A 26,376-nucleotide genomic window follows, 5' to 3' on the forward strand; every position below is an offset into this window, starting at 1 on the left:
ATTTCTAGCTGATATATCCCTGACATTGTTCATCCTTCATCTGGTTTATTCTTATTCTCTCATCTGTAGTCCAATTTTAGAGAATTGGTATTACAAGTTGCGCTCAATGCCCTACACTCTCAGGCAAGGTATCAGGAAGATCCTCAAATTAACCTGATCTATCAAAGACTAATACGGCGATTAGGGGGATTAAAGCTGAAAGATGAGATGCTTTATCCGGTGAGAACCCAATTAGATCGAGTTATTGTCTACACCGATCCGGTGGAAATGATGGCCAAGGGCAAATATCAAAGCCGAGGCACGCTATTTGAAAAACTAGATGCACTTGAAGCAGCAATTATCAAAGGACAAGCAGTTGAGCTTTATCGCTGTCGTAATCCGTACAATCCTAACAAAGTCAGATATGAGCAAGTTTATCCTTTACAACTGATTTATGCAGATATTGCCTGGTATTTGTTGCACGAGGACTATAAAGACGGTCATCTGGCAGTGTCACGTATCGATCGCTTTACCGATTACTTTAAGGTTCTAGATAGCAAAGGTCGCGGCTCAATTACCCAATGGAAAAGCTTACATATCGCTCATCGGCTCTTAAAGGCGGGTTGGGGCTTGAAGTTAGGTTCAAGAAAAGATCAGCAAAGGGAGATTCATGGAGAACTAGAGCTTATAAAAGTAAAAGTTCGATTTTTTCCTGAAGTTATGGAATTTATCCAGGAAGGCGAAAAGCGACATCCTAAGCAAGAAATCAAACCAGGGCCAACGGGAAAAGATAGCAAACCTGCTTACGTAGATTATATTGTTCAATTGCCTGAGCGATCGCTAGAAGAATTTTGTCGCTGGGTTTATCGTTTTATGGACAATGCTCAATTTATCTATCCTCAATATCTAGCTGAACAACACCTGAAATTTGCTTCTGCCTTAATAGCTCGGTATTTTGTGTAAAAAAATAAAAGATGGTTTGTACAACTATGAGCTTCGTCTGCTCAAAATTGAATCTGTTTAACTGACTTTTGCAAGAGGTCTATTGATTATTACAACGTCTTCCGCAACATGAAGCAAGTCTTGGCAGATTACACTTTGGGCGATGATGGAGGCAAGGAAGACTCACCCATTCAAGAAAAGTCTAACCTGTTTGAGTTACTCGATGATGCGATCGCGCCATCGACAGATTGACGCTTACACCCAACAAATTTGGGCTTTAGTTCCTTAAGTTGCCACCAATGGGTATACCATGACCCTACACTTGCTGCTATATTTAGTGACAAAATTGTGATTTCAGATGGTCAGCCAATCGAATTGCCAAGGCAACAATAGTGAGCGTAGGATTAGCATAGCCTCCTGTAGGGAAAACAGAGCTACCTGCCATAAATAAATTAGAGATGCCGTGAACTTGACAATTTGCATCGACTACTCCTTGTTTTGGGTCATGATGCATACGCGTTGTTCCCATATTATGATGGGTGCTAAGAGAAGCAACTGGACGATCTCCATCCAATTCAATCTGCAACTCACCCAGTCCGGCACTAGCAAACTCTTGTGCAAATACTAACTGCGATCGCTTCACACTGCAAATATCTATTTCGCTCCAATGATTAGTTAATTTTGCTTGCGAATAACCAAGCTTATCTAATTGATTACTGAGTGTCACTCGATTATCTGGATTTGGGGTTTGTTCAGTTTGGCTGAGAACTTCAAACTTTGTATATTTCTGTTCATTATTTTCATGGTAGGACCATCCTCCATGACTCAAATCAGGGAATAAATATTCTTTTTTGAGATTATATTTATACCAATCAATTACTAAATCATCAATATTTGTAATCACATTTTGCAAATGCTGAAAAACATTTTTCGGTAACTGTTTTTGTCGAACTGAAGAGAACAAAATTTTTGCAGAAGCCTTTGCTGCCGATCTAAACCTTTCATCTCTGGGATACAATAAGGCGGTCATATTTAGTAATTTATCGCGGCGCATAACTTGTTCTGTTAAAGCAAATTTTCCCATGACTGTGACATTATTCACGCGGCGTAAGTCATACAAAGCCATCGAATTAAATATTTTGCGATTTTGTGGGATAAGCATACCACAACGAATAAAAGGATGATCCATAAAGAACCTACCCACTAAATCATGTTGATTGCCTAATCCATTCTTTTGAATTCGGTTTGATAGCAGCAATAAACGGGCGTTTTCAATACCACCTGCGGCTAAAATAAATACTTTTGCCGCAACCCAAAATTTATTACCAGATAAACAAGCAACTTGCACACGTTTCACTGTTTGGGCTGCTTCATCTGCTTCAATTTCTACCACATTGGCGTTGAGGAATGTAGTTATATTAGGAGATTGATTAATTTGATGTCGATATTCATTGGTAAAAATATCGCGCGGGCCAAACTGAAACATACTGGTAGTAACTCGGTCACTTGTGAAATGTGTCCGAGGAGATTGAGCATTTTCCCAAGCTTCAGCTTCATAAGCAAAAGAACCGAGTTTACAGACTGCTTGAGCGCGCTCATAAAATGGATTGAGGTGAGATTTACTAAAAGGCCAGCCACTGTATGGCACCCAATCTCGTTTTTCAAAATCTATTTCGTCTAAGGGCATGTGCCTTAGACCAAGTTGATTTTTATTAATTTCAATATTCCAGACATTAGCCAATCCACCAAATTGACGATGACGCATATCTTGCAGTGGTGGAAAAGGATCTCCAACCGTTTCGCCTTGACCAAGAGATGCAGTCTCTTGATTAAATTCTAAATCACCACTTTCTAGTAAGCACACTCGAAAGTCTTGCTTAATTAATTCCTGTGCAAGTGTAATTCCTGCTGGCCCAGCACCAACTATACAAACTTCGGTATTAATAATTTCATCTCTTGGCAATTTGCGGCTATCAATCAACATTGATTTAGTTCCTTTCAATCTAATTTATTATTTTTAACCACAGATTGACATCAATTAATTATCTATGTAAATCTGTAGTTTTGTTTTTATAAAATTGGCTTTTGTAAGAAGTTTAGTACTTCATTCAGCTGATGAAACACTCGGTATTGCAGAACGAATTGCATTAATAAAATTTTGGGCATAATTCTGCGTTGAAAAATCGAGGGCGCGTTGTCTGGCAGCTACTCCAGCACTCTGGGCAAATTCTTGCTCGTCAAGATAGCGGAGAATTGCGATCGCTAATTTATCCGCATCCCCGTAAGGTGTTAATAGTCCATTCATGCCATCAGTAATAATCTCTGTCGGGCCACCTGCACTGCCAGCAATTACAGGTTTACCCAGCGCCATCGCCTCAATAATCACAATCCCAAAGGGTTCTTTATCTGATGCATGAACGAATACATCCATCGCTTGCACCCATTCCGGGATATTACGCTGTAATCCAGCCATAATTATTTGGTCTTTCAAGCCCAAAGCGGTGATTTCGGTTTTTAAGAAGTCTTCATAATCCGGTTCTAAATCATGCTTCCCGCCAACCACTACACAATGAGCATCGGGATACTTTTGTAGAATTTTGGGCATCGCTTGCACCAATACGTGCATTCCCTTCCATCGTTGCAATCGTCCCACAATTCCAATCAACGGCCCGTGTAAAGGTAAGCCTAGTTTTCGCCGTGCTTCTTCAGGAGCAGGTAAAGCATTAGGCTCAAATCGGTCTAATGCGACACCAGGATAAACTAAAGATGTTGGTCTGTGGGGCCAAATTTCTGCTTGTGCTTGCTTGCCATCTTGCGAGAGGGTGATAACTGCCCGCGCTGGGATGAAAGTTGCAATTCGTACCAACCAAGTTTTATCACTAGGTACTTCTAGTTGATACCACACAGCAGGCAACCCCACCAGCATCGCCGCCAAACCTCCAGATATATGTGTAATCCACATCCAATTGACAATTATATCTGCACGTTCGCAGCGAGCGATCGCAGCTATCCGCAAAACAGCGCCAATAAAACGGTGGATTTGGCGTAAACGCCCACTTTCTACAACTCGCGCATCAATACCCAGAGACTTTACTTGTTCGACCATCGGGCCGGATTCTAAAAATATCACCAGCCACTCAACACCAGCATTACGTCCCTGCTGCACCAAATCCCAAAGCATCATTTCACCACCGCCTCGTAGCTCGGCCAGTGGCATAACAACAATTACTTTCATAATCTATAAAAGTCCTATTTAAGTTGGAAGATTTATGAGATTCTCGATTTATTAGAGAAGTTAGGAATGTTGGAGAACATCTGAGGATTGCTATAGTATTTATGTCCTGCCATAGCTATAGCTAAAAATCCCCAAAGAATCATCCCTGACACGCTCAACATCCCACTACCGATAACTAACTGTGAAGCAGAACTGATCCCAATGGCGCGGGCAGCACTGACAAAACTATCGAAACGACCTTCACCATAACTGCTAATAATAATAATTAAGAAAATTAATCCACCCATATAAAATATGCCTCCAAACCAACCGAGGGTGAAAAACATATCTAAAATGCCACTATCAATTACTACTACTTCAATTTGACCAGTTTTTTCGTTGACCTTCCAAATATTTCCTAAGCCGTTACCTAGACCATTAGAAAGGGCTAAACCAAGATTTCTGTCATAAGTTCCCGATCTATCTTTAAAGCTACCATCTTCTTGAATATTAGAAAAAGTTTCAAAACGCGCTGCTACTACCCCAGCAATTGGTTCGATAGTTGTTAATGGCACAACACAAATAGCCATGACCAAAATTATTATAATTAAGCGCATTTGAATTTTGGCTCTGACTGAACCCATAATCATAATTATTCCAAATAACCAGCCTCCCCAATTAGTACGTGCTTGTGTTAATAAAAAAGACAAGTAACCAACAGCTGAAGCCGGAAAAATTAAGTTTCCTGAACTGGTCAATAACAACAGTAACCCAGCCTGCATAACAGAACCAAAGGGGCCGACTGAGTGTAATGTACTCCAGACGCGCATCCCGAAAGGTACAGGGTTTCCAGAACTCATGAATAATTTTGATTGTATGAGCCAGTACCTATCCCATTCCGGAGCTACCACAAATTGATATACGCCATAAGTTCCTAAAATCAATACAGACCAGAGAAATGTTCGTTGAATGTTCTGGCGATAGCTGGGATAATCTCGCCAGTTAATAAATAAGTGAAAAGCGAAAATCACAGGACTGAGCCAATCCATCAATCCGCGTGCTACAGGGATAGGTGGGTTGTAAATTAGACCTACAAGAAAGCCATAAAACACTCCAATAAAAGCCAAAACAAACGGTAAACCCCCTTGGTGAAAGGCACGGGGAAAGTGTCGTAAGAATGTTGCCATAGTTATAAACACCACTAAGTAGGGTGCTATGAGCATTTGGCGGCTAGCATCCCAGCCTACCCGATAGTCAACTAAGCGAGTTGCTAAGGGTGTGAGAAACCAAATCCACCAAGTAAAGCCAATGTAGAGAATGGGATGCCGCAAGTATAAAAATACAGCTACTACTAAAGCTGTCACCGGGAAAATTAGGCGTAATGCGGCAGTAGCACCAGCAAAATAGCAAACTACAGTTAGTAATATAAAGCCTGCGATCGCCATCCAACCCTGTAGCGATCGCTCTTCAGGAGAATAGTTTTCTTGTAAAAAACTATTGAAAAGTATCTGCTTAGAATTCATTCAATTTTAGATGTACATAATTAAAAGTAATTCACAATTTAGTTCTTCAATTACGAATTACAAATTGTTTATATCCCTGCCAACGTCCACGCCAAGATGCTAATAACTTTTTCCCCGCTAACTGCCCTTGGGTAGGTAAAAATCTCAGCCATTGTACTAAGCCCAAACTATCGCATGTACCCACGAATACTGCCCAGAACAAAAATGCAATCCGGTGGAGAAATGGTAAATGCTCTAGTAGAACTAAGGTTTCATTATGGACTAAATTAATAAAGGCAATTTCATTAAAGTTATTTCGCTGATCTTCGTCAAAACGTTGTGCTGGATAATGATCTACAGCAACGCGAGGATCGTAAATTATCTTCCAACCAGCCCGCTTTAATGCCAGGGTGAATGCCATTTCAAAGTGTACTTGCGCTCCAGTACCGCGCATCCGTTCGTCAAAGCGCAGTTGTCCGATTGCTTGGGTACGAAAACTCATGTTCACGCCCTTAAGAATATCGACTTCACGGGGTTCTCCCACTCCCAGGTGATGGTTGCCAATGACTCGCCCAAACCACTGCAACTGTCCCACTACTGAACGGGATTCGTTTTCTAATTTGCTGCCGTGGTATATCCAATCACGCCCTCCCAGTCCGCCAAGGCGACGATCGCAGCTAAAGTAAGCCGCAATTCGCTCTAACCAATCCGGGTGGGGTGCGGCATCATCATCAGTAATGGAAACAATATCGCCCTCCACTGCTGCTAGTCCGGTGTTGAGGGCTGCTACTACCCCTGGTTGTGTCACTTTCACAGTATGCAGTGGCAAGTTGTGCGCTGTATATTGCGCCAGAAATTGCCAAGTTTCTGCATCCGTATCGCGGACAACCACTATCACCTGATCGACTGGTTTAGTTTGCTCCTGTAGCGCCAAAAGGCAGCGTGAAAGGTCTTGTGGACGGCGATAAGTCGGTATCAGAACGGTGTTCCGCATTGCTTAACTCCTCGAATAGATCCACATAAGTTTGTGCCATCGCAGTCCAGCTGTGTTGTTCTGCCACAGAACGAGCAGCTTGACTCATTTGCTGCATATCTACACTTACCAAAGACATCATCGCCACAGCTAAAGCATCGATATCATTTGAGTCGGGTAAGACAATGCCACATTCTGGTGTGACTAACTCTGCACCCCCCGTAGCTGTGGCAGTAATTACTGGTAGTCCTGAAGAAAGTGCTTCTAACAATACGAGGCTACAAGCTTCATATCGGGAAGGAAAAATAAATAAATCTACTGACCGCATAATTTCGGGGATATCACGGCGAAATCCGACAAAATGCACGCGTTCGCTTAATCCCAAGGATACTGCTAGTTGTGGGAAGGGACTACCTTCGATATGACCTACCACCGCCAAATGTAAATCGGGTACTTTCACTAAAGCGTGTAGTACTGTATCTAAATTTTTTCTGGGTGTGCGGATGTCTCCAGCAAACAAGGCTAAAGTGACATTCTGCGGTAAACCTAATTTTTGGCGCTGGCTTTGACCAGGGGTAAACTCTTCTAAATCAACGCCATTGACAATTACCCGAATTCGAGAACGCGGTACACCAATGTTGACTAATTCTTGAGCTACTTTTTCAGATACAGCCACTACAACCTGGGCTTTTTGGAAAGCCTGTTTTTCCCAACGGGCATTAAAAGCCGTAAATAGCCACTGGTAAAAACCATATAAATCGCGGTGGTTACGAGATATATGAACAGGCGATCGCAACCATGAACTATGGACAAAATGTACAGCATTCACATCAGCCGCAGCCAGATTAATTGCTCCATTGACTTTAACTAAATCAATGTTAAAGCGATATTTACGTAACCAATCTGCACTTTTTTGAGCAAATATGAAATTACGTACAAATTCTGTAGGATAGCCTTTGACTGGAATTTTAATCCAATTAACTTGGCTATTGTCTTCTAGTTCTGGTGCGACTTCACTAGCTAATAATGTCAAGTGATGACCGCGACGAATTGCTTCTTTAGCAACCTCATAGTTTACTCGCCCCTGACCATCACCTTTTTTGATTTTATGAGTAACAATACAAAGTTTCATACACCACTTCCTTTAGAATAAAGAGCTTCACGCAAAGGTAGAGGCGCAGAGAAAGAATTTAAAAATAATCTTCTTTTCTTCCCTTTACGCTCTTTACACCCTTTGCGTTAGCCTGCGGCAAGGCGTGCATCTACGTTTAATAAATAAATTTCCCAATTTAGAGATATTGAGATATTATTTTGATACTCCGATTAACTTACTTGCTAAAAATCGCGGAGTAAAACTAAGACTAAGTGCTGCCATAGTTCGCACATTAAATTTTTGTTGATTCAACGCCTGCAAAAAATAAGGACGTGCGGCGGCTATCTGTTCGCTTCGTAGCAAACCAATTCCTAAAGTAGTATTAGCTTCTAACCATTTATGTTGAAAATGAGTTCTAAATTCCTGTAAACGAGGGTCTTCCATAAATACTTGATAACAAAACATTTCGCTTTTAGCTTTGCGAATTTTTGCTTGCACATCTCGACTCCCACTGAGCATAGTATCAGTTTGCTCATGGGCGCGATATCGTGTCAATCTTTCTGGACAATAATAAGCACCATAGCCAGATATACAAAATAAATAGCTTAAATATAAATCCCACATTCCACCAACTTCTGAGGGAATACTATACCAATCCACCAAATTATTCCGAATCACGCAAGATGCAGCAGTAGGTATACTTTTATCTACCAATCCAATTTTATAAAAAGGTTGATGAATTCCTTTTGCTAATTTGTCTCGCTTGTAAGCACGGGTATTTTCTTCGGTGCCAGCATGATTAATTCTGCTATTAGCATCTATAATATATTGGTCACAAAAAGCGAGAATTAAATCAGAATTTGCTTCTAGTGGTGGTACAAGCTTTGCTAAAAAGTCTTCATTCCAAATATCATCATCATGTAAACTAGCAACATACTTGCCTTGGGCCATTTTAAAGCCATACTGCTGATTAGCTAACATACCTACATTTTGCTGATGCTGCCAAAATTTGATGCGTGAATCTCCAAAAGAGGCGACAAGTGCTTGGGGATTTTCGGAACTACAATTATCAGAAATAATAATTTCAATATTTTGATAAGTTTGGTTTATAGCACTTGTGATCGCTTGCTTGAGATAGTCTGGTCGATTATAGGTGGGGATAACAACACTGACTAAAGGTTGTTGACATTCCTGATGTAATGACATATTTTTCTTCCTTTATATTTTCTAAGTAAAAGATGTACTATTTGATATTTTTAGTAAATTCAGCTTATTTAGCTTGAGAGATACTATATAGTTTGTTGGCTTGAGAAGGAAATTCAGCTATTGTTTTTGCATAAATTGTCTGGAGATTATTTACATGAGCAGCCATTGTAAATTCCTTCATCAATAAAGTATGACCTTGCTCACCCATGTATCGGCTTTTTTGATAATCTCTATACAATTCATTAATAGCATCAGCCAGCTTTTGGATATTATTGCTGGGAACAAGAATACCCGTTTCTCCGTCTTGTAAATGTTCTGGAATCCCTCCGACTGCACTACCAATTACAGGCCGACAACGAGAGTATGCTTCCAGAGTTACAAGACCAGCAGGTTCAGGCCAAACACTGGGAAAGATGACTGCAAAACACTGTTGATAAAGTTTATCTAATTTATCCGCATCGCACCAACCATGCCAAGTGATTCGCTTATTTAATCCGAGTGTGCTTGCTAACTTTTCTAACCGTGGTCGTTCCCAACCTTCACCTGCAATATCAAGTTGAATTTTTGGGTCTGTATGTATTAAGGTTTTGAGTAGCCATTCCAGACCTTTATCAGAAACAATTCGTCCAGCGAATAAAATTCTCTGATTTTGATGTACTTCCAAACTTAGAGGGGAAGTTGCTGTTTCTGGTATAGAGATTCCACAGTGTAGCGTTATAGTTTGTTCTGGGGGTACACCGTTTTGAATTAACTCTTGCCGCACATATTCGCTATTAGCAATGAAAGTAATTTTTAGCCTTTTCAAGATATCTAAAAACTGATGAGTAGTTAGAAGTTCCTTAAAAGTTCTTAAAGGTCTACGGCTACCACATTTATCTATTAATTTACCCCAGGTACATCCTAAGTAAGAGAAGTTACGATCGCAGATTGTCCGTTGCTCTGCTAAATACTTTGTGCCACTAGGGCAGTAAAATGAGTGATTATGAACGCTGAAGATAGCAGGACATTCTCCTGTAAGCTGCAATAGCAAATCTGGACTGTGGATATGCAGCAGTTTGAACTGACTTTGATCAATGTTTTTAAGTGATTTTATCACGCGATCGCTAACATCAGGTGGTCGATGTTCAAAAAGAGAAGCCAAATAAGTTTCAACACCTCCGCTCCCACCGACACCGAAACTTGAGCATTGATAGATTAGGTCTTTATCAAAGATTTCCTGGGACATATTTTCTATGAATTTTAAGTATATAGGACTAATTTTAATAACTTATTTATCGGAATAATAAGTGTTTAAAATATTATTGTTTTACTTTTTAGCAAAATTATTGTTACATATTTGTTAGGTTACGGCTGTAGAAATTTACAGCCGATAAATATGTTGTAAGTACTTTGTTAATTGGATGTTTTTTCTAATCTTGCTGCCTTACTTCATACTGCATTTGATGATATTTCCAAAGCTTGCCTTTTAGTTCCAATAGTTCTTGATACTTACCTTGTTCTACTATCCGTCCCTCTTCTAAAACTACAACTTTATCTGCTTTAGAAATAGTAGAAAGACGGTGAGCGATCGCAATTACTGTTTTACCAACAGATAGCTTTTCTAATGAATCTTGAATCAAGCGCTCAGATAGCGAATCTAAGGCGCTAGTTGCTTCATCCAAAATTAAAATTTCTGGGTTACGCAGTAAAGCTCGTGCAATCGCAATTCGCTGTCTTTGTCCTCCAGATAATCTGATACCCCGGTCTCCTAATTTTGTATCAAAACCTTCGGGCATTTCCAAAATAAATTCTAGTGCATTCGCTAGTTTAGCGGCTTCTTGAATTTCCTCACTTGTTGCCTCTGGAGTTCCGTAAGAAATATTTTGCCAAACATTAGTATTGAAAATAAAAGTATCCTGACTGACAACAGCTATTTTGCGGCGTAGAGAGTTAATTTCAAACTGTCGGATCTCGATTTCATCAATGTAAATATATCCATCTGTAGCATTATAAAATCGGGTAATCAAATCAGCTAGAGTTGTTTTACCAGCGCCAGATGCTCCGACTAATGCTGTCATTTTTCCCTTTTCAATTGTCAGGGTAATATTATGCAGCACTAAATTTTCATCATCATAGCCAAAATCCACAGATACTAAATCTATTGATCTATTTAATCCCTTAAACTTGACTCTGCCATTTTGAAAGTAATATTTTTCATCACTTGTCAACAGATTTTTAATATTGTCTGCTGAACCATGTAAAGTACTAAGATATGCTCTCGTACCATTAATATCTTGAACAAATGGAATAAAGCGAAATAGTACAAAGAAAAAGGTTAGTAAAGAAGCAACTTGTAGCGTTCCATTGGTGACAAGACTAGTGAATGCCAAAATAATCATTCCAATCAACACCGTAGTCGCTACCCCTTCGGCAATTGGCTTCACTAGTGTCCAGGTAAATACAACTTTTGTTGTAGTACTTATTACCTTATCGCTAGCTTTATAATAACGTTGACGCTCAAAATCTTGAGTACCACAAGAATGAACAGTGCGAATACCATTAATAAATTCTACGGCTGTTGATGTAAAATTAGCATTAGCAGTTGTCATACCAAAACTTGATTCTCTGACTTTAGCATTCAGATTTGACAACCCTACACCTAAAAGTGTAAATAGCAATGCTGATATTATCGTCAATTGCCATGATATCAAAAACATTGATATTAAGTAGACAAAGGTTGTTAGTCCTCTAGTTACTAAAAAAGCTCCACCACTAAAACCTTGTCTGATTCTTTCAATCTCTGTAGTAATTGTGTTGATTAGTTCACCAGAACGAGTTTTACTAAAGTAACTTAGCGATAAGGATTGTAACTGTTCAAAAATTTGCTTGCGTAAGCGATCGGCAAGATGTAGTTGAGATAATTCAGTATAGACTTGAGAAAAATAATTGAAGGTGGCACGTAACCAAGTACTCAATAGAATCAGCAAAGATACGCGATATAAACGATTAATTGCTGATGTCTTGGCTCCTAAAATCCAAAGATCAAACCATTCTATTCCTGTTTGCACAGGTTGAGCATTGGGGCTAGTTAAGCTTTGCAAAAATGAAAGTAAAAAACCAATACTTACACCTTCAAAGGTTGCTGCCAAAATTGAGAAAATCAGAGCTAAAATTGCAATTTTGCGAAAGTGTTTGAATTCTCGCAATATCAAATAGTTGTCCTGCCAAAAGCTGCTAGCCTTAAGTAGATTACTGAGTGGTTGAGTCAGATGGAAATTCATGGATGTTATCATAATATTTTGGCAAGGTAGATAGATATCTATAGATTGATACGGTTCAGAATGAGCAATAAAATCTTGATGTAGAGATGCGATTTATCGCGTTTTGAAAAACCAATTATCTAAAACCGAATTACTCTATAGATGCTACGTAAACAACTTTTGTTTGAGCCTTAGTGCGGTAGATGAAATCATCAATTATCGCACAGATAAATTACAGGGTTTGGCTATCCAGATGTAATAGATGAGACTGTGCCTCTACTTCCCAGGAAGCTGTAATTTCTGGTAATTTATTTAGCTGTACTGCATCTTCCAAAGTCCAACAACGAGATCCGGTTAAACTCATGTCACCCCGTAGCACGTTAAATAACTGTGGCAGATTGTCGAGATTGTATTTAACCATCCAACGCGCTAGCGGTGTGGTATTGTGGGTACAAAAACCGATCGCTTCAAAGAGTTTACCCCGTTCCCCAACACGCCATTCATGACAAAAAAGTGACCCTGGCGAGTAAACCTGCATTAATCCAATCAATCCCAACATGACTGGACTTATTAATAGCAGCAATACGAAAGCAGCAATCCAATCAATTACTCGCTGCAATTGTCTCAAGGGTTGGTTAGGAAGTTTATTGCTAGCAGGTATGCTTAGGAATATTGGTTTTTGAGCTGCTTGACATGCATCTGCCCAAAATTTGAGCCAAGCCTCACCCAATTTTGGATCTATGCTGACCAAACTTACTGGAGAATGTTGTAAGCATTCTACTAGCGATCGCTTATTATCTAATGAAGCCAAATATGGTTGTTTAACTCGTCCAGGTACTTTCACCAAAAGCTTACCCCGTCGCCACTGAAGTGTGCAGTACCCACAATTATCTTGGTGTGACTGGGTTACATCATATAAATTCTCTAAAGTTGGAATTATTGAAGTTGTCATAATGTCTTTGGGTTTATACAGGAATAAATTACTGAGGCGTTATCAAAGGCTATTAATGCCAAAGACCCAAATCCGAATCTTGTTGTAAGTCCAAAAAGTTGGAGATAATTGAGGGCAAAAATATGCTATAGTATTTGTCACTCAGCCAGGCACGTATTGCGTAGAATTCTGCTGATGTATAAATTTACAAATTAGACAGATACTAATTACATAGGTAGCAATCACCGCTACTATTAACATTCATGGGCAAATCATGATTTTCCGGAAACTACTGACAGTAGAGAAGTGTAGAGAGAAATTACCCATGAATCTATATCTACGTTTAATTACGCTGAGGTGTTCATTGTCTTGATAGATTAAAAAAACCAGTCTGCTCTTGTCTTCTAGCCTTTATGAAGGTGCTTTAATCTCTAGAATATAAGACTATGTAGAAATAGCGATCGCTCAAATAACTTCTTTATTTATTCTTTAAAGAGTCAGTGATTTCTCTGAAAACTTATAAAGATAGCATAAATATACTGAATTCTTCCCGATAGCAACAAAATTCAATTTTGTTGATCAAAACGTGGAGGCAATTTACAAATCATTGCTGTCAATCTCAGGTAAAAGCCAGTCTATAAGCAGCTTTTAGCAGATTGTCTTCCTTTCCAGTTTCAGACTGGAAATGCCCATCCTTGAGGCTTTGCCTGTTTTACTCGCGGCAGCAGCCCAATTAACAGCATTTCTAGCAGAGGCTATAAACGAGAAAAAATGCAAAACGCAAAATCCCCAACTTCTCTAGGAAGTCGGGGATTTTTCATCTAGCCGTACTAGCTATTTTTCTACAGCTTGACGTAGAGCTAATTGCTGTTGTTTGATGTTAGGTACGTAATTACTACTATTTGATACCCCATTAGCTACAACCCCAATTAGATTTAACTTACTCAACATAGCTGTCGCTTGATTAAGCTGACTTCGCGTCACAATACCAATGCTTGCCACCATAACCACGCTACGACAAGATGATGCGGTAAGCATGGCATCCACTAAGCCGAGAACTGGGGGAGCATCTATAAGTACCAAATCATAATTTTCCTCAAATGCTGTCATTAATTGGATCATCCGAGGAGAACTCAATAGATTAGCTGGGTCGGCAGGTTTGGGGCCAGCAGTCAAAATATCGATGTAGGCAGAGCCTGAGTATTGAAGACTAATTTGGTTGGGTAGAGTTGTATCACTCGCCAATAAAGTTGAAAGCCCCTGCTCATTAGGAAGATTCAGTTGATGGTGCAAACTGGGATCGCGTAAGTTGGCATCAATCAGCAGTACCCTTTTGTGTAAACGAGCAGCACTCATTGCCAAACCCAACGCCAAAGCTGATTTACCCTCATCGGCTAAAGCCGATGTAATCATCAAAGATTTTAAATTAGTAACAGTATTTAAAAGTTCAATGTTTTTGTAAATCAGATCCAGCGATTCCCAACGCGGTGGAGATTGCAATACCTGAATCGTCCAAGGAGCGAGAACTTCTGGCTTGCCAAAAGGCAACTTGATCATTGATTCTCTGGGTTTGGCTGGCGGTAACTTGGGAGTTGTTCCCAACAACGGCATGGCCATTTGCTTCTCTAACTCAGCAGTGGTGTGAACTGCATCATCAGCCGATTCGCGAATAAAGGCAGCAATGCCTCCCAACATTAAGCCAACCACAGCACCTAACAGCAAATTCTGTTGGAGATTGGGGCCTAATTTTTCGCCTTTTTGAGGATCTTCTACCACTTCCCAATTAAATCCACCCTTGGAAAGTTCTTGCCGCAATTGCTGTTCTGCTCTTAAAAGCTGCTCTAATCTTTCACGACTAAATTGCAACTGCGGTAGCATCCGATTGTAATAAGCCAACAGAGGCGGGAAGCGTTTGATTTCAAAACGTAGCTCGTTTTCTTTCTGAGCCAAAGTTTGATCGCGAGCAGTTAAAGCAACTATAGTTGTCTGCGTTTCTACTAACTGACCAGCAAGGTTGAGATCGATTTGGCCCAGCTGTCCTTTTTCGAGAAGAGAGTCTCCAGAAGTGAATGCACTAGCAGACTTTCCGCCTAAAGTTCTTCCTACCTCTTGTTGCAATAATTCCTTCTGCCCCTGAAGCTGTTCTTTGAGCTTTTGCACGCTCGGAGTTTGATCTGTAAAGCGTAAGCGTTCCTGTGCTAGTGCCAATTCGCTTTTTTGGATTTCGTTTAGTAAGCCTTGATAGCGAGTAGACTGACTCAAACGAGAAGCAACTAGAGCATTTTGAGGAGAACGGTTAAGTTGTTCTTCTAAAGATTTTTGGCGTGCTAAAGCTTCCCCATACTGAGCACGGGTTGTCTGTCTTTCTTGGGAAAGATTGTTCAAAGCTGTTTCAATCGCTTTGGCTTGTGATTCTGGATCGATTAAGTTCTGATTTCTGCGAAATCTTTGTAAATTTGTCTCAGCCGCGTTTACTTCTTCACTGGCTTTACTTAACTGTTCTCTGATGATTTGCAGACCTTTTTGTAAACGCGAACTCTGTTGTTGTTTGTTATATTCTAGATAAACTTGTCGAATTGCATCCAGGACTTTTTGGGTCTTTTCAGGATCTCCAGCGGTGTATTCAACTTGAAAGATTTTAGTAGCGACATTATCTTCTTTGCTCCTGATTTGAGTTAAGACCAAAGAAGCTTTAATTTCAGCTGAAGTTATATCTGGATAACTAGACTGAAGTTTATCAACTGCTTTTTGAATTAGTCCCGAACTTTGCATCAAGTTAAGCTGGGTGGCAGTATCTATGACCACATTAGAGTCAGTAAACTGATTGTCTACCCCCGCACCACCTTCTGTCTTACCTTGATAGTTAGGTTCTACTAGCAGTTGCATAGAACTTTTATAAGTAGGTTTTGTTTTTACAGTTACGATGCTGGAAATAACAAGAGAACTAATTAATACTGCTAAGAACCAAGGAAATCTCCGCACAAATACAGCAAACATTTGCCCGTAACTTGGTTCACTTTCAGAAGCTGGAGCTAGATGAGGATTTAGACTAGTTTGAACCACTTTGATATCCTTGTCTTCAAGATTTACGCTAAGAGATTCTCCGAAGAATACCTATTTGTTTTACGAACTGCCAAATAGGTAATCTGATAGTGGAAAGAGATTCAGAAATCAAATGAATAATTGATGCACGCCACAAGCTTGATTGATAATTTGCTCAACCTTGCTAAAGAATGCATTCTCTGAAAAGTTTGCTACAGCATGATTGCGGATGCGATCGTAATTCCAAGAAATGCCATTGGCTTCTAGTAAGGCAACTTGTAAAGATTCGGGTGTTTGTCTTTTGAAAAAGACTCCTGTTTCACCTGGAATTTGAGTATCTAATACTCCACCTGCTCCATAAGCGATGACTGGTGTACCGCTAGCATTAGCCTCAACTGGAACTAATCCATAATCTTCTAGGGCTGCGACAATAATAGACTTGGCTTTGGAAAACAAGTCTTTGCGGGTTCTATCACTTACGTGTCCCAAGAACACAATATTTTGTAATGCTTTGGATTTTAACCGTGCTAGTTCTGGCCCGTCACCAGATATTAATAGCCGCCACCCTAACCAATTAAAAGCTTCGACTATTATATCAAGTCGCTTATAACTGATCATCCGGGCAGAGGCCAGATAATATTCATCTTTTATATCGGAAAAAACAAATTTACTAGTATCAATTGGATAGTTCACCATCATTGCCTTTTTGCCATAAGTCTTTTCAATCCGGCGGGCAACAACACTGGAATTAGCTATGTAAAGGTCAGGCTCCTGTGCATATTTCAAATCTACCTTTCTCATTACTTGAAATACTTGTTCGATTAAAGGAGCAAAATATCTATAGTCTCCGTACTCTCTTAAATAAGTTGCTGTATCCCATAAGAAACGGGTGACGTTATGGCAAAAACAAATATGGTGGGCATTGGGATTTTTTCGCACTGCTTTGGCAAAGCTGGTGCTACTACTAATAATTAAATCATAGTCTTGCAGATCCAAGGCACGAAAGGCAGGGAAATATAAAGGAGCCATTGACCTGAAATATTTTGCTCCACCAGGAATCTTTTGTAAGAAGGTTGTATTAACTATGCGATCGCCTAAATCGATCGTTTTTTGGGGATCGTACAAAGATGTGAAAATGTCTGCTTCAGGATAGCGCTTACAAAGCAGTTCAAACACACGCTCTGCCCCACCTCGCTGGGTTAAATAATCATGGACGAGAGCAATTTTCATGAAATTTGACCTAAAGTTTCGATCGAGTTTGTGGAAACGCTTCCCAGCAAGTTACTATCAACAACTTTAGTGTCCCGCAGTATAGCTTTTTATCCTCTTGATGACATTCTGGCGACAAATATATAGGAGCGTACAGCTGTACGCCCTACAGCTAATTCATTTGTGGCAAATATTTTTAGAACCGATATTATCCAACTGCTACTAAGATTTTTTCTGGAGCGAAATAGGTGTTTTGCTCAGTTCGTAGTTGATCGCAGAGTCTGCCTTCAGGTAATTCTACATCCTCATAAGTGAGGACTCGATCTTTAGAAATATCTCGTTTGAGGCGGCACCCTTCAGCTAAACCCATTGGTAGAAGATTTTGCTGTTGGACGATATCGGAATTTTCACATTGTCCGTAGGTCATGTAGTAGCCGATGCCATCTAAGGTTTCTCCTGCTTTCAGGTCGATTTTGGCGGTGGTGACAACATCTACTAGCGGGCCTGCTAGTGGAGACATCACAGCATCACCAAATAAAACAGCACGCGCTACGGACAAGGGAACTTCAAAATGACAGAGGTGATAAGGAGTATAGAAGCTGTAAAGTGGGCCTTCGCCTAATTTGTATAAGTTGAGATAGTGGCGTTGCTTGGGGTCGTCGTGAGTGGCAAATACATATACGCCTGGGCCTGGTTTTGCTCCAACTACATAATCGACAATACCGCCCAGTTCTTTAAGTTGTTCAACATCATATAACTGGGTCATTTCATCGACATGACCGCTAAAGTCATATCCCAACATTCCCCGTTTGGCGACTTTCATGCCTGTGGCATTGGCAACGATCGCTTGCTCGAAGGAAATTTTGCTTCCGTCGGCGAAGCTAGTCACCATGTGGGGCTTTTGACCCCAACGTTTAGCAAATCCTTCCTGGGTGGTGGGATTGCGATAGGGGTCCTGGAGTCCTTTAATGTTACCGCACAATAAGGGAGTTAAACCAATGCTTTTTACAAAGCGATAAAGGTTCATTTGCACCCCTGGCTGATCGCCATCACAAGCGCTGAGAATCACGCCTGCTTTGTCGGCATACACTTTCAGGATGGGGCCAATGGTGCCATCAAGTTCGGTATTCATCATAATCACATGTTTGCGGTGGGCGATCGCTTCCATCACGATCTCAGCGCCAAATTCCACTGCACCTGTGACTTCGATTAATGCATCGATGCCTTCAGCCCGACACAGTAACTTAGCGTCTTCTGTGACTGCATACTTACCGTTAGCGATCGCATCTTCTAATTTGCTGACAGTTGCAACAACTTGAATATCTTCAATTCCTGCTTCCGAATAAGCTTGTTTAGCTGCACCAATCTGACGATTAGAGATAGCAACTAACTCCATTCCTGGCACTGAATTGACAATTTGGTTGGTAATTCCTCGACCCATAAAACCAGCACCAATCATTCCCACCTTGATAGGATTTCCTGCTGCTGCACGGGCTTGTAAGGCGCGATCGATAATAATCATGAACTAAACTCCTTTTTGGAACTGTTTGTTGTGTTACAAATTCTCGATAATTTTGTACTTAATAATTCGTTACAGCTAAATCTTAAGTACATTTTCATGGAAATTATCATTACTGATAGCTACTAACTACTTGTTTGCTAGATGTTATAGTAGTCTGTTTTTTTTTGACTGTGATTTTTAATAATTTGCTCCACAGCATTTCTGTAAGCTTGGGAAAACTTTTCTTTGGTATGATTTGCTCATGCAGAGGAGCCAGTGTGTTGTACATAAAACACCTGGCACAAAGAAATAGTCTATAGTTATCTGGAAGCTGTACCGCCAACAGTCATCATTCTCAACAAAGGCCAATTTAAATCTTTCTCGGAGATTTCAGTTACATCTAGAGGCCAATCAATGTTAAAGAATGGGTCATCATAGCGTAAACCTCTTTCATATCCTGGAGTGTAAAATTCACCCACTTGATATATAACTTCAGTCTCATCGGTGAGTGCTTGATAGCCATGAGCAAACATTTCTGGAACATACAAAGCGCGGCGATTTTCTGGGGTTAGCTCTACACCAATGTGTGATAAAAAGCTAGGAGATTCGGGACGCATATCGATAATTACGTCGTAGATTGCACCTTTAGTACAGCGAATTAATTTTGTTTCTGCTGCTGGCAGAATTTGATAGTGCATTCCCCGGATAGTGCCTTTTTTGTAATTAAAAGATAGGTTACATTGGGCAACTGTTGGCTTTAACCCGTGTGCTGCAAATTCTTGAGCGCAGAAAGACCGAGCGAAAAAACCACGGCGATCTGGCTTTTCTTCTAAATCAATGATGAATGCGTCTTTGAGTGCAGTTTGAGTGAAGATCATGAATGAATAACCTTGAGAGGAATATTAAGGACAACAAAACTTGGCAAGTTTAAAAAAACTTGTTACAAACCTCATCAAAAAAAGTCTTGAGCAGGTTTTTAGATTAACAATTAGCTTGCTTCGACTGAACTGTATGGTGCTAACTTTGGTTGGGGAAAAGTATTGTCTCGATATTGAGTACAAACTTCTGGACGTTCTGGAGAAGTAGAAGTGTAGCAAGAGAATAGTGTTAACCTATCTTCTGTGCGAAATGTACCGTGATGTATGGCTTTTTTGGGATCTACAATGATGACTGTTCCTGCCAAACCCATACAAGCTTTCCAAGCCTGTTTCGGGATAATTTCATTTAGTTCTTCATCTGTGATACCTAAATGACCAGATTGCCAAAGCTTGTAGTAAGTACGGTAATAGTTTAATCTCAACAAAGAGGTTAAAGAAGCTGGAATATATTCAAAAGGGCCGTGCTTTTCTTCCACATCATTTAAGTAAATAATGATTTTGATCATGCGGCGGTCTTCTGCATCTTTGTGCCATAGTTGTGTACCAAACTGATTTTTATTAGGGAAATCTTTGCGGAGATGTACACCATGAAAAATGATCGGCAGACCAATGTAGTTTTCAATGATGTTTAAAAGCCTTTTTTCGCTTCCCCAAGTAGCAAATTCAGGTAGATATGTAACTGTATAAATTTGGGGAAATTTTTCATTGAAATAGTCGTTATTGACAGATGTCATTTGGGACAAATAACTATAAGCTGCCTTAAGCAATTCTGATGTTGAATCGAATCCTAATTCAGTAAGTGTAGTGATATGAATACCATCACATTTAAGATTATCAAGAATTTGGCGATCGCTTTCTTCTAGTGCAGGCAAATTAGCAGCGTGTTTCAAAAGTGCTAATCTGTAAACTAACTCAGATCCCAGCGAAGATATTTTGCGTTTAATCTTGAGCAGCATGGCATGACTACCTTTAATACACTATCGGCTATTTTCTATTTGTTGCCTTAACTCTGCTCTGGGATAAGTATCATCCCAGTATTGTGTACAAAGTTCTGGTCTTTCCGGAGGGTTGGCGGTGTAACAAAAGAATAGTGTTGAGCGTTCTTCTGTGCGGACTATGCCGTGATGCAAAGTATTTTTCGTATCTACAATCAAGACTGTACCTGCTGGGCCTAGACAGGATTTCCAAGCTGATTTGGGGATGACTGCTTTCACTTCTTCATCATCAATGCCCCTATAACCTGACTTCCAAAGTTTGTAGTAAAGCCAAAAATAATTCCAACTTAATAAGGAAGTTAAAGAGCGAGGAATATATTCAAAAGGCCCATTTTTTTCTTTTACATCATTTAAGTAAATAAAGATTTTGATAATGCGACGGTCTTCGGAATCGCTATGCCATAGTAGTGTGCCAAACTGATGTTTGCTAGGAAAATCTTTACGTAAATGTACACCATGAAAAGCAATCGGAAGACCAATATAGTTTTCGATCAGATTGAGAAGTCTTTTCTCCATTGCCCAGGCATAAAATTCTGGTAAACCTGTAACTGTGTAAATTTGTGGTAACTTTTCATCTAGATGGTCGTTTTTAGGATTTTCCATCTGAGATAATTGCTGGTAAGCAGCTTTGAGCAGTTCAGCACTAGAGTTGAAGCCTAAATCTGCTAGTGTTGTGACACAAACACCCTCTTTTTTGAGAGCCTTTAGGATATGGCGATCGCACCCTTCCAATACTGGCAGATTTCTGCTATGCTTCCAGCGAGCTATATAATATTGAAACTCAGTAGACAGCGTAGATATTTTACGTTTAATTACACTAAACATGTAGTAAATACTTTCTAGTTTTAATGTCAATTGTTCTGTAATTTAGTAGCTTATGGCTTATAGCTTTGCATTTCTGGAGTAGATATTTCACTTGATTCTGCTAAACTAAAATCTTTAGAAACCATCACATCAAAAGCACATAAACTGACTAAAGCTAAAAATGGGACTACTGTCTTAATAGCAGACATAGGCCATCTTCTTAAAGCACCTAAGAAAACTTTCAAGTTGACTTCTTTACCGTTTTGCAAAAGCATCCGCCGACAAAACTGCTTAGAATATCCGCTCTGCTCCAATTTCAAAATTACTTCGGGTATGTGTTTGTATTGCATTAACAGTGCAGATTTTGGTTCTTTTTGCCAATAACTCACACCCACAACACATTCTAAATAAGTCTCTTTCGTGACAATTACACGACCATTAGAAGCACAATACCCAGCTAAATATGCTAAAGATATCCAATTATTCTCAGCATCTTGCCAATTTTGGAGAGCGCATTTCACTAAATCAGTACGGTAGATTGTAGCAGTCAGAAAAATAACTGCACCGACACTTTTTGAGAAACAATGCTCAAATATAGCTTTACCATCACCATCACCATCTTCATTATCTATATCAAACCAGCGATTACCAACAATTGTTGGTGGATGAACTGGTTCACCAGTAATTTGGTTTCGACCGGAAAAGTTGAGAAACAATAGTGATAAATCTTCGTATTGCTTAAGTTTGCTAATTACATAAGCAATGGCTCTATCTTGAATTGGATCATCGTCACCAATTGTCCAAACATATTTTGTTTTTGTCGAATTTAGGCAGTACATAATATTTTTGACAACGCCTAAATTTTGAAGATTTTTATTTGATTGAAATGGTATATTGCTAAGTATCATTTGCCATTTTTTGATTACATCCTGTGTATTATCTGTTGAACAATTATCAGAAACTAAAATTTCACAATTATCTTCAAAACCTTTGATAGCTTGAGCTAGCCATGCTAACTGTTTATCCAGTAATTCAGCCCGATTATAAGTTGGTATAGCAATGGTCAGTAATTTCTGCATGGTAATAAATAGTAGTTAAGAAATTGATATATAAATAGTCACAGGCTAGTCTCTAGCTGTTTGGGTGGAAAAAGAATTGCCCAAGCTGATATACTTAACAAACGTAGGTAAGGAATAAATATCTTGATTGTTAAGAAAGGCCAACGTTTTAAAGCACCTAATAAGATTTTCAAGCCAGTTTTTTGATGGAAATTCTGCCAAATCATTTCCTGACAAAATTTATGAGGATATCCTATTTGTAGTAGTTTGATATAAACTTCAGGTATGTATGCATATCGCATTCTAAAGTTCCATGTTGGGTCAAGATCCAAAAGACTAGCGCCCATAGTACATTCTAAATAAGTGTCTTTAGTGACGATGACACTTCCATGAGCAGCACAAAATGCAGTCCAATATGCTTGAGACGCCCAATTATTAGTAGCAGACGGCCATTTTTGTAAAGCGCGTTGTATTAAATCTGTGCGATAAATTGCTGCTGATATAAAAAGTACACCACCAAAATTTTCATTCAGGTAACTTTTAAATACAGTTTTACCATCAACTTTTAGTTCGTCGTTATCACTATTCAACCAGCGTTCTATGACAAGTTGACCTGTTTGTTTTTGACGACCAGAGAAGTTTAAAAACATTAGTGATAAATCTGAATTTGAATATAGTTTTAGTGTTTTTAATACATAATCTAAGGTTTGCTCTTGAATTGGATCGTCATCACCAATTGTCCAAATATATTTACTAGTTGGGTTTTTTAAACAACAAGCAATATTAGCCATAACCCCGATATTTTCACTATTTTTATTTGATATAAATATGACATTACTAAGAATTAGCTGCCATTTTTTAATAACTTCTTGGGTATTATCTGTAGAACAATTATCAGAAATAAAAATTTCACACTCAGACTCAAACCCTTTAATAGATTTTGCTAACCAAGTAAGTTGTTTATCTAAAATATGGGCACGATTGAATGTAGGAATTGCGATAGTCAGTAATTTATTCATATAGTGTGCAAATAATTTCATGGATGGAATAAGCCCGAATCAACAGTATCTGATTCGGAAGCTTAGATTATTTGTCTGTTACTATTAAAGGAGTTGGCTACTTTTTATTCCAGAAGAAATCTTTGTCAATTTGCTCTGTCCGAATTAGATACTCTAGCTGTTTTAAGCGAGTAAATCCTCTAAACAAGAAAGTATCTTCAGCCATGTGTATTTGACTGAATAAATCAAATAGCTGCTGGGCACCAAGTCGGGCATTCCAATCACATTTAAATCCGGGTAGGATTGTGTTAATTTTCTCGAAAGATACGCGATAGCTACGGTTATCTGCGCCGTTGTCACCAAAGGATAATTTACAATCTGGGAAAACATCAGCAATAATTTCTGCGATTTCTTTAACGCGATAGTTATTTGCTGTATCTCCCACGTTGAAGATTTGGTTATGTACAATGTCTCGTGGTGCTTCTAAGGTGCAAATTATTGCTTTGCAAATATCCAATGCATGGACTAATGGCCGCCAAGGTGTGCCATCACTAATCATTTTGATTTCTTTGCTAGTCCATGCTAACCCTGCTAAGTTGTTTAAAACAATATCAAAGCGCATTCTAGGAGAAGCACCAAAGGCTGTTGCATTCCGCATGAAGGTGGGAGAGAAGTCATCGTCAGCAAGTGGTGCGATATCTCTTTCTACGAGAGTTTTACATTCTGCGTAAGCTGTTTGAGGATTAACTGGGGATTCTTCTGTGACATCACCTGCGGTAGCAACACCGTAGACACTGCATGAAGACATATATACAAAGCGACGCACATTCATAGCCTTAGCCAGACTAGCCAGACGAACTGAACCTACATGATTAATTTCATAGGTAATATTGGGTGCCAATTGTCCGGCTGGATCGTTGGAGAGTTCTGCCATGTGAACTATGGCTTCAATACCTTCTAAATCATCAGGTGTGATGTTGCGGATATCTTTGTTAAGGGTTTTGGGTGTCACTCCACTAGAGTTGTACAGCCAACCAACTTTATAGAAACCAGTATCTAGACCAATAACTTCATGTCCTCGTTCGATTAACAGAGGCGGTAATAATGAACCTAGATAACCTTCTGTTCCAGTTACTAATATTTTCATTGTGGTTAATTCCTTTGTATTGTATTAATGAGTTGAATTCTTCGTTTAACTGGACGCATAGATGTACGCCCTATGTGTTGCATCTAGAAGGGAAGCGCTGTATAGCTGTAGTCACATAGGTTAGGTTAGGACAGTGTTGAGCGCTCAAAACCTTGACAAAACTGGGTTTTTACTCAGCACGGGCTACACGCCCCGCTGACGCTAACAGCACTTTGCTATATATGACTTGGCTAACAGTCATTATGTAGTTACTAAAACCTTTGTAGGTTTACTTATTGGGTAGCAGCACTCTATAGCGCTTTTTTCTGGTGGGATGGGTGTCTTACCTGTCCCTTATATTTTCAGGCAGACAAAGATGCCCACTATACAAGATTCATCCCTTAATTCAGCTGTCCCGGAAATAACAACGATGCTATCTATGCAATTACTACACTCTCTAGATGCGAAAGTTGGGGAATTTCTGCCACAAGTGCTTTGCCGATTTCTAGAGAAGATGTGGCAGCAGGAGAAGGAGCATTGCAAACATGAATGGAGTTTTGACCGGAAACAATCAAAAAGTCGTCTACAAGCTTGCCATCGTTCATCAAGGCTTGAGCACGGACTCCTGCATGGGTGGGAACTAAGTCTTCTGCTTGCACTTCCGGAATTAGTTTTTGTAAACTTCTGGTGAAGGCTGCTTTGCTAAAAGAACGAATGATTTCTTGGATGCCTTCATCAGCGTGTTTAGCTGCTAACTTCCAGAAACCGGGATAGGTGATGACTTCCAGAAAATCTCGTAAGTCAAAGTCGGTTTTTTTATAACCTTCGCGTTTGAGGGATAGAACCGCGTTTGGCCCTGCATGGACGCTACCATCAATCATCCGGGTAAAGTGGACACCCAAAAAGGGGAAATCTGGATTGGGAACTGGGTAGATTAGTGTCTTGACCAGATAGCGTTTTTCTGGGGTAAGTTCGTAGTATTCTCCCCGGAATGGGACAATTTTGGTTTGGGGTTCAACTTGACCTAGTTTGGCGGTGCGATCGCTATGCAATCCAGTACAATTAATTACAAAGCGGGTTTCAAAGTTACCTTTGTTTGTTTGCAGTACCTGATTTTTACCACTTGGAGATATTTTCAGGACTTTTGTATTGAGGTGCAAATCTCCACCCTGCTGTTGAATAAGCTGGGCATATTTCAAACAAACTTGCTTGTAATTAACAATACCAGTTGAGGATACCCGAATTCCACCTACACATCTGACGTGAGGTTCAATTTCCTTAACTTCCTCGGGGCTAATTCTCTGGACTTCTATGCCATTGTCTAAGCCGCGTTGGTAGAGATTTTCTAAGCGTGGTAGTTCTTGTTTTTCAGTTGCAACAATTACCTTACCACAAACTTCATGGTCAATTCCATGCTCTTGGCAAAATTCTACCATCGAACGAGAACCATTACGACAAAATTTAGCTTTGAAACTCCCTGGCTTGTAGTAAATACCAGAATGAATTACCCCGCTATTATTGCCAGTTTGGTGAAATGCCCATTGGCTCTCTTTTTCTAGTACTAAAATCCGGGCATTGGCATAGCGTTTTCCTAAAGCCAATGCTGTCGAGAGTCCAACTATTCCCCCACCTATAATCGCAAAATCATACATTAGTATTATTGTAGCTAAGAGCCAGAGTAAATAA

21 protein-coding genes are annotated in these 26,376 nt (G+C 39.6%); 2 read left to right on the forward strand and 19 right to left on the reverse strand.

Annotation, left to right across the window (positions count from 1 at the left end; all coding sequences use genetic code 11):
- Positions 1-84 precede the first annotated feature (84 nt).
- Positions 85-942, forward strand: a complete 858-nt coding sequence (locus tag V7K89_RS19500) for a helix-turn-helix transcriptional regulator (RefSeq protein ID WP_335189935.1) — start codon at positions 85-87, stop codon at positions 940-942.
- Positions 943-1,050: 108 nt separating this feature from the next.
- Positions 1,051-1,173: a hypothetical protein gene (locus V7K89_RS19505; protein WP_335189937.1), complete on the forward strand. Its 123-nt coding sequence runs from the start codon at positions 1,051-1,053 to the stop codon at positions 1,171-1,173.
- A gap of 82 nt (positions 1,174-1,255) precedes the next feature.
- Here V7K89_RS19505 and V7K89_RS19510 read toward each other — a convergent pair whose 3' ends face one another.
- From V7K89_RS19510 to lhgO, 19 genes are all read right to left on the reverse strand, one after another.
- Entirely contained in the window at positions 1,256-2,905 is a 1,650-nt protein-coding gene (locus tag V7K89_RS19510) for a GMC family oxidoreductase (protein ID WP_335189939.1), read from the reverse strand.
- 120 nt (positions 2,906-3,025) lie between these two features.
- Complete coding sequence (locus V7K89_RS19515) at positions 3,026-4,156, reverse strand: glycosyltransferase family 4 protein (RefSeq protein ID WP_335189941.1); 1,131 nt, start codon at positions 4,154-4,156, stop codon at positions 3,026-3,028.
- A gap of 32 nt (positions 4,157-4,188) precedes the next feature.
- Positions 4,189-5,658 (reverse strand): O-antigen ligase domain-containing protein, encoded by a 1,470-nt coding sequence (locus tag V7K89_RS19520; RefSeq protein WP_335189943.1) that lies wholly within the window; start codon positions 5,656-5,658, stop codon positions 4,189-4,191.
- 46 nt (positions 5,659-5,704) lie between these two features.
- On the reverse strand, positions 5,705-6,631 hold the full coding sequence (locus tag V7K89_RS19525; RefSeq protein ID WP_335189945.1) for a glycosyltransferase family 2 protein: 927 nt from the start codon (positions 6,629-6,631) through the stop codon (positions 5,705-5,707).
- Entirely contained in the window at positions 6,549-7,742 is a 1,194-nt protein-coding gene (locus tag V7K89_RS19530) for a glycosyltransferase family 4 protein (RefSeq protein WP_335189947.1), read from the reverse strand. The genes V7K89_RS19525 and V7K89_RS19530 overlap by 83 nt, the downstream gene beginning before the upstream one ends.
- 174 nt (positions 7,743-7,916) lie before the next feature.
- Positions 7,917-8,909 carry a glycosyltransferase family 2 protein gene (locus tag V7K89_RS19535; RefSeq protein WP_335189949.1) on the reverse strand — a complete coding sequence of 331 codons (993 nt, stop codon included), beginning with the start codon at positions 8,907-8,909 and terminating at the stop codon, positions 7,917-7,919.
- Between the two features lie 64 nt (positions 8,910-8,973).
- Entirely contained in the window at positions 8,974-10,134 is a 1,161-nt protein-coding gene (locus V7K89_RS19540) for a glycosyltransferase family 4 protein (protein ID WP_335189951.1), read from the reverse strand.
- Positions 10,135-10,318: 184 nt separating this feature from the next.
- Complete coding sequence (hepA, locus tag V7K89_RS19545) at positions 10,319-12,169, reverse strand: heterocyst formation ABC transporter subunit HepA (RefSeq protein ID WP_335190059.1); 1,851 nt, start codon at positions 12,167-12,169, stop codon at positions 10,319-10,321.
- Between the two features lie 211 nt (positions 12,170-12,380).
- Complete coding sequence (hepC, locus tag V7K89_RS19550; RefSeq protein ID WP_335189953.1) at positions 12,381-13,100, reverse strand: heterocyst development glycosyltransferase HepC; 720 nt, start codon at positions 13,098-13,100, stop codon at positions 12,381-12,383.
- An 813-nt stretch (positions 13,101-13,913) separates the two neighbouring features.
- On the reverse strand, positions 13,914-16,142 hold the full coding sequence (locus V7K89_RS19555; protein WP_335189955.1) for a GumC family protein: 2,229 nt from the start codon (positions 16,140-16,142) through the stop codon (positions 13,914-13,916).
- Positions 16,143-16,250: 108 nt separating this feature from the next.
- Positions 16,251-17,351, reverse strand: coding sequence for a glycosyltransferase (locus tag V7K89_RS19560; protein WP_335189957.1), 1,101 nt, complete (start codon positions 17,349-17,351; stop codon positions 16,251-16,253).
- Between the two features lie 187 nt (positions 17,352-17,538).
- Complete coding sequence (locus V7K89_RS19565) at positions 17,539-18,852, reverse strand: NAD(P)H-dependent oxidoreductase (protein WP_335189959.1); 1,314 nt, start codon at positions 18,850-18,852, stop codon at positions 17,539-17,541.
- A 299-nt stretch (positions 18,853-19,151) separates the two neighbouring features.
- Entirely contained in the window at positions 19,152-19,709 is a 558-nt protein-coding gene (rfbC, locus tag V7K89_RS19570) for a dTDP-4-dehydrorhamnose 3,5-epimerase (RefSeq protein WP_335189961.1), read from the reverse strand.
- 110 nt (positions 19,710-19,819) lie between these two features.
- The gene (locus V7K89_RS19575) at positions 19,820-20,665 is read right to left on the reverse strand and encodes a phytanoyl-CoA dioxygenase (protein ID WP_335189963.1); all 846 of its coding nucleotides are present in this window, start codon (positions 20,663-20,665) and stop codon (positions 19,820-19,822) included.
- A gap of 21 nt (positions 20,666-20,686) precedes the next feature.
- Entirely contained in the window at positions 20,687-21,529 is an 843-nt protein-coding gene (locus tag V7K89_RS19580; RefSeq protein ID WP_335190061.1) for a phytanoyl-CoA dioxygenase, read from the reverse strand.
- A gap of 50 nt (positions 21,530-21,579) precedes the next feature.
- Entirely contained in the window at positions 21,580-22,587 is a 1,008-nt protein-coding gene (locus V7K89_RS19585) for a glycosyltransferase family 2 protein (protein WP_335189967.1), read from the reverse strand.
- Between the two features lie 38 nt (positions 22,588-22,625).
- The gene (locus V7K89_RS19590) at positions 22,626-23,585 is read right to left on the reverse strand and encodes a glycosyltransferase family 2 protein (RefSeq protein ID WP_335189969.1); all 960 of its coding nucleotides are present in this window, start codon (positions 23,583-23,585) and stop codon (positions 22,626-22,628) included.
- A gap of 97 nt (positions 23,586-23,682) precedes the next feature.
- The gene (locus V7K89_RS19595; protein WP_335189971.1) at positions 23,683-24,711 is read right to left on the reverse strand and encodes an NAD-dependent epimerase/dehydratase family protein; all 1,029 of its coding nucleotides are present in this window, start codon (positions 24,709-24,711) and stop codon (positions 23,683-23,685) included.
- A 416-nt stretch (positions 24,712-25,127) separates the two neighbouring features.
- A complete protein-coding gene (gene lhgO, locus V7K89_RS19600; RefSeq protein WP_335189973.1) occupies positions 25,128-26,342 on the reverse strand; it encodes an L-2-hydroxyglutarate oxidase in 1,215 nt (404 codons plus the stop codon).
- Positions 26,343-26,376 lie beyond the last annotated feature (34 nt).

This window comes from Nostoc sp. (assembly GCF_036917515.1).
Lineage (GTDB): Bacteria > Cyanobacteriota > Cyanobacteriia > Cyanobacteriales > Nostocaceae > Nostoc.

What these genes read in the sequence shown, in the direction of transcription:
- V7K89_RS19585 (WP_335189967.1), bottom strand. Translation starts at nt 22,587, where the DNA reads ATGCAGAAATTACTGACCATTGCTATACCAACTTATAATCGGGCTGAA.
- V7K89_RS19590 (WP_335189969.1), bottom strand. Translation starts at nt 23,585, where the DNA reads ATGAATAAATTACTGACTATCGCAATTCCTACATTCAATCGTGCCCAT.
- V7K89_RS19575 (WP_335189963.1), bottom strand. Translation starts at nt 20,665, where the DNA reads ATGCTGCTCAAGATTAAACGCAAAATATCTTCGCTGGGATCTGAGTTA.
- V7K89_RS19595 (WP_335189971.1), bottom strand. Translation starts at nt 24,711, where the DNA reads ATGAAAATATTAGTAACTGGAACAGAAGGTTATCTAGGTTCATTATTA.
- hepA (WP_335190059.1), bottom strand. Translation starts at nt 12,169, where the DNA reads ATGAATTTCCATCTGACTCAACCACTCAGTAATCTACTTAAGGCTAGC.
- V7K89_RS19580 (WP_335190061.1), bottom strand. Translation starts at nt 21,529, where the DNA reads ATGTTTAGTGTAATTAAACGTAAAATATCTACGCTGTCTACTGAGTTT.
- V7K89_RS19520 (WP_335189943.1), bottom strand. Translation starts at nt 5,658, where the DNA reads ATGAATTCTAAGCAGATACTTTTCAATAGTTTTTTACAAGAAAACTAT.
- V7K89_RS19560 (WP_335189957.1), bottom strand. Translation starts at nt 17,351, where the DNA reads ATGAAAATTGCTCTCGTCCATGATTATTTAACCCAGCGAGGTGGGGCA.
- V7K89_RS19505 (WP_335189937.1), top strand. Translation starts at nt 1,051, where the DNA reads ATGAAGCAAGTCTTGGCAGATTACACTTTGGGCGATGATGGAGGCAAG.
- V7K89_RS19515 (WP_335189941.1), bottom strand. Translation starts at nt 4,156, where the DNA reads ATGAAAGTAATTGTTGTTATGCCACTGGCCGAGCTACGAGGCGGTGGT.
- V7K89_RS19510 (WP_335189939.1), bottom strand. Translation starts at nt 2,905, where the DNA reads ATGTTGATTGATAGCCGCAAATTGCCAAGAGATGAAATTATTAATACC.
- V7K89_RS19530 (WP_335189947.1), bottom strand. Translation starts at nt 7,742, where the DNA reads ATGAAACTTTGTATTGTTACTCATAAAATCAAAAAAGGTGATGGTCAG.
- hepC (WP_335189953.1), bottom strand. Translation starts at nt 13,100, where the DNA reads ATGACAACTTCAATAATTCCAACTTTAGAGAATTTATATGATGTAACC.
- V7K89_RS19525 (WP_335189945.1), bottom strand. Translation starts at nt 6,631, where the DNA reads ATGCGGAACACCGTTCTGATACCGACTTATCGCCGTCCACAAGACCTT.
- V7K89_RS19535 (WP_335189949.1), bottom strand. Translation starts at nt 8,909, where the DNA reads ATGTCATTACATCAGGAATGTCAACAACCTTTAGTCAGTGTTGTTATC.
- lhgO (WP_335189973.1), bottom strand. Translation starts at nt 26,342, where the DNA reads ATGTATGATTTTGCGATTATAGGTGGGGGAATAGTTGGACTCTCGACA.
- V7K89_RS19540 (WP_335189951.1), bottom strand. Translation starts at nt 10,134, where the DNA reads ATGTCCCAGGAAATCTTTGATAAAGACCTAATCTATCAATGCTCAAGT.
- V7K89_RS19565 (WP_335189959.1), bottom strand. Translation starts at nt 18,852, where the DNA reads ATGATTATTATCGATCGCGCCTTACAAGCCCGTGCAGCAGCAGGAAAT.
- rfbC (WP_335189961.1), bottom strand. Translation starts at nt 19,709, where the DNA reads ATGATCTTCACTCAAACTGCACTCAAAGACGCATTCATCATTGATTTA.